The sequence below is a fragment of the Pseudomonas sp. 382 genome (assembly GCF_002759075.1).
Classification (GTDB): Bacteria; Pseudomonadota; Gammaproteobacteria; order Pseudomonadales; family Pseudomonadaceae; genus Aquipseudomonas; species Aquipseudomonas vlassakiae.
Map to the genome: position 1 here is coordinate 1 of NZ_PEMX01000070.1, position 6436 is coordinate 6436.

A 6436-nucleotide genomic window follows, 5' to 3' on the forward strand; every position below is an offset into this window, starting at 1 on the left:
TAGCAACCGGCAACTGCTCGGGGCCCAGGTTGGAAATGACCACCGTGGGCTTCACCTGCTCGTACCGGCCGTTGATGATCGCGAACAGGGTCGTCAGCTCGAAGTCGCTCGGCTGCTCCTTGCTCACGCCGACTTCGTCCAGTACCAGCAGGGAGGGTTCGATCAGGCTGGCCAGGATGCTCGCCTCGGTCGCCTCGCTGGAGCGGTCGTAGGTGGCGCGGATGGCCTGCAGGATCGATCCGACAGTGCGGTACACCGCCGAGTGAGACGTGTTGCGCATCAGGTCGTTGGCCATGCCCGCGCCCAGGTGGGTCTTGCCGGTGCCAGGCTTGCCCAGCAGCACCATGCAGCGCCCGTTCTCGGCGATCTGGTCGAAGGTCTTCACGTAGTGGCGGCAGAAGCGCAGGGCCTCAGCCTGGCCCTTGTGCTCGGCCTTGTAGTTCGCCAGCGAGCGATCAGCGAAGCGTTTCGGGATCAGCGAGTCGCCCAGCTTGCGGGAGATCGCCAGGCGGACATTCAGGGCCTGCTCGGCCTCGGCGCGAGCCTCACGCCCCTCCTTGGCAATTCGGGCGCATTCAGGGCAGTGGCTGCGCAGAGCCTTGCCCAACAGCATGGTTACCTTCTGCTCGAAGGCGCCGTGCTTCTCGCACTCGGCTGGCTGAATGCGGGCAACGACCGCGCCTTGATCGATCTGGACTACTTTTTCAGAGCGCATAGCTGCCGTCCTCCCGACGCTTCAAGCCTGAGGTGTAGTCGCGCTCAGCGAAGCCGTGGTGGCGGCTGGCTGGCAGGTGATGGACGTTGTCAGCAGGAAGCTCGACCTCGTCCTCCCAACGCTTCCCGTTGAGCCAGGTGGCCGCGTGCGGGATGAACTGGCCGTTGTCCTTGGTCCAGCCGGGCAACTGCCGATGCTTGGCCAGAGCGGTGACAATGGTGTCGAACAGGTCCGCAGTGAGCTTGAGCTTTGCCCAGGCCTTCTCGGCTTTGTCCTTCCCGACCTTGCGCGGATACAGCTTCCAGAACCGCGCGAACAGCTCGGCGGAATCCACCGGCGCGGGCGACGGGTTGAGGGAATCAGGAATCAGGAATCCGGAATCAAGAGAGAGGGAATCAGCAGGGAAAGAACTGTGCGAGTCTGGTGCTTGCACGGTGCTTTCCTCATGCTTTCCCTGACATGCGTCTACGACGGGCATTTCAGGGATAGTGCTCTTGGCTTCCTTGACGTGCGGGTTCTGGTGTTTCGCCCAGTTAACCACCTGGATGGCCTTGAGCTCACCAACGGTGTACCGCTTGATGAACCCCAAATGATCTAGGTCATCGAGCATGCGATCGAGGTCGACGTTGTCAGCCGGGAACAGCGCCATCTTGAGGCGGCGCGGGCGATCTTCCAGGCGCCCTTCCCTGTCAGCTTCGGTCCATAGGCCGATGAACAGGAGGCGAGTGGCAAAGTCCAGCTCTGCCAGGTGTTCGTTCGAGAAGAACCCTGGCTTGATGTTTCGGGATCTGGCCATCATTGGGCCTCCTGGGTGTTCTGGGCGGCGGTGTATCGCTCGGCCATGCCGTGAAGGTGCTTGAGTGGCTCGGGGTCAGTAAATCGAGACTCGCAGGCATACTCGGCAAGTTCAGCGCGCAGAGCGCCGAACTCGATTCCTTCGTCAGGCGGCATGCCGTAAGGCCCGAGCCTCAAGGTCATGTCGAGCCAGACGAAAGCGTGATGACATGCGCCGCAGCGCTTGAAGCTGAAGCCCTGGCCTTCGAAGGCGCCGGAAATGAGCATGTAGCGCTCCCCAGTAGGGATGAACCCCTTGCACTCGCTACAGTTGTGCTGCTTTCTGGCCTTGACGCTCTTCTGTGTGACGAAATCGCTCATGCTGCACCCCGCACGGCCTTGTCGTGGGTGTGCAGGCCGTCCCAGTTCTTCTTCATGGGCAGGTCACCGGCCAGGTAGAGCTCGTACAGGCGTGCGGCGCCCTTGCGCAGCAGCACTGGCGTGAAGGCGACAAATGGCTCTTTGCCGTGCGGGCTGACCGTCTGCTGGTGCTCGGTCATGTACTTGTCGCGGGCGTAGGCGGCCACGCGATAGCGGGTACCTGACTTGCTCTCGTTGTAGAGCCAGCTGCGGCCTTCGAGGAAATGGCCGACCTGCATCACGTTGACCCCATTGAGGCCCTTGCAGAACTGGACGTGGCTCATGCCTTCCTTGAACAGGTTTTCCAGGTGGTCAATCTTCTTGGCCTGGGCCTCGACCTGGACGGTGAGCAGGACGCGGGCTTTCTCCGACTCCAGAGCCATCTGGAGGATTTCCAGCTTGCTGAGGTCGGCAGGTGCTACCGGGGCCGCTTGGGCTTCGAGTTCACGCCAGCGGCGCACAACTGCCAGGCGCATCTTGGCGCTGTATCCGGTGAGAAGCGTATCGGTCATTTCCCGGTCGAGCTGGAAGCACGGAAGGCTGCGACCAGTGCTGTCTTTGTACTGGGCTGAAAAGTCAGCCGAGCTCAACTCCAGGTCAGCGAGCATGGCGCGGATGTCGGCCAACACATTTTTGTGCAGCTTTCCGGTCAGGTCGGCGATTTCCACTGAAGACATCGTGCGCGCCACGAAACTGTGGCTCGCATTTTGTGGCGCGAGGGCCACGGTATTGATTTGGCTACCAAGGTGCATATATGATTGCCTCGCACATGTGTTACGAATGCACTACAAGAAACCGGGCGGCCACCCGGTTTTTTTGCGTCTGCGTTTTGGGTGATAGTTCTTTCAACGGCAGTTCCTCATGAGTCCCTCAGGGGCTTATTAGCCCTTTCGAAACGACCGAACATTGCTTCGGCCAGGCTCGGTTCTCGTCATCCGGTTCAGAGCCTCATTGATGATTTGTGCCGCCAGTTGCTCAGGGGTTAAGCCCTTCTGCCTGGCGAGATACGCCAGATCTGAATTGCCTTTCCCGTCGAGCTGGATCTCCAGCTCTTTGCTTTCTGGCACAGGGCCTCCTCGGCCACTTCAGGCCACGTCAGTCTTCGCGTTAAGCTCTTGCATCATCTGGTCGAGACCGCGCTCCAGAATTTCCCTGGCGAGCACAGCCTTTTGCGTGCGCTTGAAACGAGCCATCGCCGAAAGCAAGTCGTCGGCAGCCTCATCCAAGCGAACCTTGGTGGGCTTGTTGTGCAGGTGGTCGGGGTCGAAGTACGACACGGTTGGTTCCTTTGTGGTTGAAAGTGGTTAAGCAGCGGTTTTCTTTGCGCTAGCGCTGGGCTGGGAAGCTTCTTCCTGGGCTTCTTCCTCCAGGGCCTTGAAGACATCCGGGCGAGCTACGCGCAGGAACATCATTCGGGCACGAGGAATGCCGTGCTTTTTCCAATCGCTCACCGATGGCGGGCGCACCTCGCACAGCTCGGCTACGCGAAATGTCCCGCCCAGAGCGTCGATAATTGCGCTGGGGTTCATGCCTGGTCTCTCCGGCTGGAATCTTAGGTAGAGATATTAGGCATACCTTTTATTCAGGTCAATAGGAATACCTTAGATGCCCGGTGTTAGGCTGCCCTAATGAGCACACTTCAAGAACGTTTGCGCCAAGTCATGGCTGGCCCACCGAAAATCACGCAGGCCTCACTAGCCCGCGCCTGCGGAATCACAGCGCCCTCGGTGAATGATTGGCTTTCGGGCAAGACCAAAACCATCGAGGGGCAAAACCTGCTCCTTGCCGCTGAGCATTTGGGCGTTACGCCCAAGTGGCTGGCAACCGGAAGGGGGGCAATGAAAAAATCGCCATCTGGCGAAGTAGAAAGCTCAAATGTGGAAGCCGCTCTGCAGCCCACAAGATCCTTCTCCTACCCCGAAATTAGTTGGGTTCAGGCCGGTATCGCTAGGGAGGCGGTCGAGATGGGTAACATTGCTCTATGCCCCCAGCACACGTCTGACGTATGGGCTGGCGAGGACGCCTTCTGGCTAAGGGTGATTGGCGACTCAATGACATTGTCTTCGGGAAGCCCGTCGTTCCCTGAGGGCTTCCTGATTCTGATAGCTCCAGACATTGAGCCAAGGCCGGGGCAGTTTGTCGTGGCCAGGATGACCAGCACCAACGAAGCGACTTTCAAACAGCTTGTTCGCGATGCTGGGGAGCTATACCTGAAGCCACTGAACTCAGCCTACCCGACCAGAGCTGTTGACGACGCATGGGAGATCGTTGGCACGGTCGTCGACGGCAAAATGCCCAAATCGGTATTCCTGTAGGGACCGGCCATGACGCTAACCAAGCCCAACCAAGAACTCCGCCGCGACCTTCAAGGCCTTGCATCTGACCTCAAGTGGTCAGCGGTCGAGCTGATGCGCATAGCCGAACGACTGAGCTTGGCTGGAAATGAGCATGACGCCCAGGCAGTGATCAGGATCTGCCAAGTGATGCAGGCTGGGGAGGATCGGTTGGCGGGGTATGGGGATGAGGTGAAGGCGGGAAGGATAGCGCGGCAAAAAGCCTAGTAGTACCTATTCGCTGGCCAGCTTGGCCGGCGTGGCGGCGACCTGTAGTAGCACAGACAAAACGCGTAGCAGCGATTACAACTTAAGCCAGCATAGCCAAGGAGCAGCTCATGGCTGACGATGATCAGAGCCCAGATGATGAAGCTGAAGACGAATTTTTCAAGGAGCGGGTCAGGAACCTGAAGATACCCAGGAACGCGCTCAGGGACTTTATGGAAAGACTTCGCCCAGGGCGTCAATGTGAGTTCTGCAAACAGGGCGTCTACGAGGCTGCTCCAGCCCCTGAGGGTGGTACCGCTGGGATTCTGTCAACTCCTGTCCCGCACATAAAAGGGCTTGGCGTCTGGTTTTACTCGGCGACCTGCAACACCTGTGGTGATACTCGGTTCTTCCATGCCAACAAGGTGCGAAAACTCATGAGTGAACCGCACTGATGCATGCTGTTGCCGATGATTTCTATGATCTGATCAGAGAGGGCCCTGGACGCCCGCCGCGTGACTTCACTGGATTTTTCACCGAGATCTTAAACCGGACGGCCGAGATAGAGGTCGAGCCCCTGGTAATGGACGATGAAGGATTCTCCGACAGCGAGGTCTATACTCAAACCTATATCCATGGAAGAATCACAGTTATGAGTGCTTTCCGGAAAGACCTATTTGTGTCGGTCACCCTGCCCCTTCTGGGCCTGGGGGCGTTGGTCTTTGCCGCAGTTGGTGGCTCGTTTGTCTATACCAATTCCTCTTTCACCAGGCTGGATGATCATTCGCGATCAGCGCTAACCAGTATGGGGCAATTGGAAAAGGCCCAAGGCATTACGAACGAACAGATTGCCTCAATGGTGAAAGCCCAGGAGGCTACCAATCAGAAGCTTGAGAAGATCGCCGACACCCTGGGATCGCTGGACAAGGCTGTCGAGGTGCTCAAGGTAAGCCAGAAAGCCACGCCTGGAAGCTGATCACTAGCCTTTCGATATAGCCCGCCCCGTGCGGGCTTTTCTTTGCCTGCGTGATGGCTCATGGCCAGAGTGGTAGGATGGCCCCTCACTTCACAGGGAGGTCGCCATGCTTCGCCACATCCACCGCTTTCTTCTTGCTGCCGTAGTCGTCACTCTGGCTGGGTGCGCCGGCACACCATTCACCTTCGGCCAGGCCAGTCAGGTTAAGGTCGGCATGACCGAGGATCAGCTCTACGAGATCATGGGCAACCCCTATATGGTCACATCCAAGGAAGAAGGTCAGATGTGGATCTACAGCCATGCCACAGCCTTCGGCGGAGCTAAGTCCGTTTCGTTTGAGACCAAAGACGGCAAGGTGACCAAGGTGCCGTACATCCCGAAGGACTACATCGCCAAGCCAAGCCCTGACGAGTGATCCGGCTCTTTCAATGAAGCCCGCCTAGCGCGGGCTTTTTCATGCTTTCGCAAAAAAGTTAGGAATACCTATTGACGAAAAAAGAAGGAATGCCTAATGTTCACATCACCGGGCGGCGCTACACAGCCCCTCGGGAGGCCCTCAAGCCTCACCGCTCTTTCACATTGATGGGAACCTCGCGGATCGATCCCGGCAACGGTACAGCGCGAGCAATAAATTCGATCCCCATGCCAGCTCTGGAACTGGCCAGCTCGAAATCAGGCGCTTACGGCGCGGATGGAGGGTTGAGCTGCAACGCTCCCTGCCAGGTGGCCCTCAGAACGGGCTGATGCACTGGTACAGCGGGCCACGCCGGGTAACCGGTGGCGGCTGCAGCAATCAAGCAATCGCCCAGGCCACCGTGGCGAGTAACGGAGCCCAGCAATACCGATTTCACTCGCAGCCATTCCCCCGAGTGGCTGCTGGGAAATCAACCGCCCTGGAGGGCAAGACGATGAAAAGCCTTAAGCGCACCAAGATCGCTGACCTCAATAACCAGTTGGACACCCTCGGAGCTTGGATGCGCGCCCATGGCCGCAGTAACGTCGAGCGTGCAA

General features: G+C 58.5%; 12 protein-coding genes. 5 read left to right on the forward strand and 7 right to left on the reverse strand.

The window, feature by feature from the left end; genetic code table 11:
• From CQW31_RS30390 to CQW31_RS30420, 7 genes are all read right to left on the reverse strand, one after another.
• A partial coding sequence (locus CQW31_RS30390; RefSeq protein WP_099816098.1) for an ATP-binding protein occupies positions 1 to 715 on the reverse strand: 715 nt, incomplete at its 3' end.
• Positions 705 to 1511, reverse strand: coding sequence for a hypothetical protein (locus CQW31_RS30395; protein WP_099816105.1), 807 nt, complete (start codon positions 1509 to 1511; stop codon positions 705 to 707). The genes CQW31_RS30395 and CQW31_RS30390, both read right to left, overlap by 11 nt.
• Positions 1511 to 1777: a hypothetical protein gene (locus tag CQW31_RS30400; RefSeq protein WP_143524280.1), complete on the reverse strand. Its 267-nt coding sequence runs from the start codon at positions 1775 to 1777 to the stop codon at positions 1511 to 1513. The genes CQW31_RS30395 and CQW31_RS30400 overlap by 1 nt, the downstream gene beginning before the upstream one ends.
• Before the next feature lie 89 nt (positions 1778 to 1866).
• Entirely contained in the window at positions 1867 to 2586 is a 720-nt protein-coding gene (locus tag CQW31_RS30405; RefSeq protein ID WP_371858401.1) for a Rha family transcriptional regulator, read from the reverse strand.
• Positions 2587 to 2790: 204 nt separating this feature from the next.
• On the reverse strand, positions 2791 to 2976 hold the full coding sequence (locus tag CQW31_RS30410) for a hypothetical protein (RefSeq protein WP_029885826.1): 186 nt from the start codon (positions 2974 to 2976) through the stop codon (positions 2791 to 2793).
• Positions 2977 to 2994: 18 nt separating this feature from the next.
• Entirely contained in the window at positions 2995 to 3186 is a 192-nt protein-coding gene (locus CQW31_RS30415; RefSeq protein ID WP_012053015.1) for a hypothetical protein, read from the reverse strand.
• Between the two features lie 27 nt (positions 3187 to 3213).
• On the reverse strand, positions 3214 to 3438 hold the full coding sequence (locus tag CQW31_RS30420) for a hypothetical protein (RefSeq protein WP_012273061.1): 225 nt from the start codon (positions 3436 to 3438) through the stop codon (positions 3214 to 3216).
• A gap of 99 nt (positions 3439 to 3537) precedes the next feature.
• On the opposite strand from CQW31_RS30420, the gene CQW31_RS30425 reads away from it, so the two are divergent.
• From CQW31_RS30425 to bamE, 5 genes are all read left to right on the forward strand, one after another.
• Positions 3538 to 4224: a LexA family transcriptional regulator gene (locus CQW31_RS30425; protein WP_012273062.1), complete on the forward strand. Its 687-nt coding sequence runs from the start codon at positions 3538 to 3540 to the stop codon at positions 4222 to 4224.
• Positions 4225 to 4233: 9 nt separating this feature from the next.
• Positions 4234 to 4470, forward strand: coding sequence for a hypothetical protein (locus CQW31_RS30430; protein WP_099816101.1), 237 nt, complete (start codon positions 4234 to 4236; stop codon positions 4468 to 4470).
• A gap of 110 nt (positions 4471 to 4580) precedes the next feature.
• On the forward strand, positions 4581 to 4904 hold the full coding sequence (locus CQW31_RS30435) for a hypothetical protein (RefSeq protein WP_099816102.1): 324 nt from the start codon (positions 4581 to 4583) through the stop codon (positions 4902 to 4904).
• Positions 4904 to 5425, forward strand: a complete 522-nt coding sequence (locus CQW31_RS30440) for a hypothetical protein (protein WP_099816103.1) — start codon at positions 4904 to 4906, stop codon at positions 5423 to 5425. The genes CQW31_RS30435 and CQW31_RS30440 overlap by 1 nt, the downstream gene beginning before the upstream one ends.
• A gap of 106 nt (positions 5426 to 5531) precedes the next feature.
• Complete coding sequence (gene bamE / locus CQW31_RS30445; protein WP_099816104.1) at positions 5532 to 5840, forward strand: outer membrane protein assembly factor BamE; 309 nt, start codon at positions 5532 to 5534, stop codon at positions 5838 to 5840.
• Positions 5841 to 6436: the final 596 nt, after the last annotated feature.

Coding starts and splice junctions, on each gene's coding strand:
- CQW31_RS30395 (WP_099816105.1), bottom strand. CDS start 1,511: ATGGCCAGATCCCGAAACATCAAGCCAGGGTTCTTCTCGAACGAACAC.
- CQW31_RS30400 (WP_143524280.1), bottom strand. CDS start 1,777: ATGCTCATTTCCGGCGCCTTCGAAGGCCAGGGCTTCAGCTTCAAGCGC.
- CQW31_RS30405 (WP_371858401.1), bottom strand. CDS start 2,586: ATGTCTTCAGTGGAAATCGCCGACCTGACCGGAAAGCTGCACAAAAAT.
- CQW31_RS30420 (WP_012273061.1), bottom strand. CDS start 3,438: ATGAACCCCAGCGCAATTATCGACGCTCTGGGCGGGACATTTCGCGTA.
- CQW31_RS30425 (WP_012273062.1), top strand. CDS start 3,538: ATGAGCACACTTCAAGAACGTTTGCGCCAAGTCATGGCTGGCCCACCG.
- CQW31_RS30430 (WP_099816101.1), top strand. CDS start 4,234: ATGACGCTAACCAAGCCCAACCAAGAACTCCGCCGCGACCTTCAAGGC.
- CQW31_RS30435 (WP_099816102.1), top strand. CDS start 4,581: ATGGCTGACGATGATCAGAGCCCAGATGATGAAGCTGAAGACGAATTT.
- CQW31_RS30440 (WP_099816103.1), top strand. CDS start 4,904: ATGCATGCTGTTGCCGATGATTTCTATGATCTGATCAGAGAGGGCCCT.
- bamE (WP_099816104.1), top strand. CDS start 5,532: ATGCTTCGCCACATCCACCGCTTTCTTCTTGCTGCCGTAGTCGTCACT.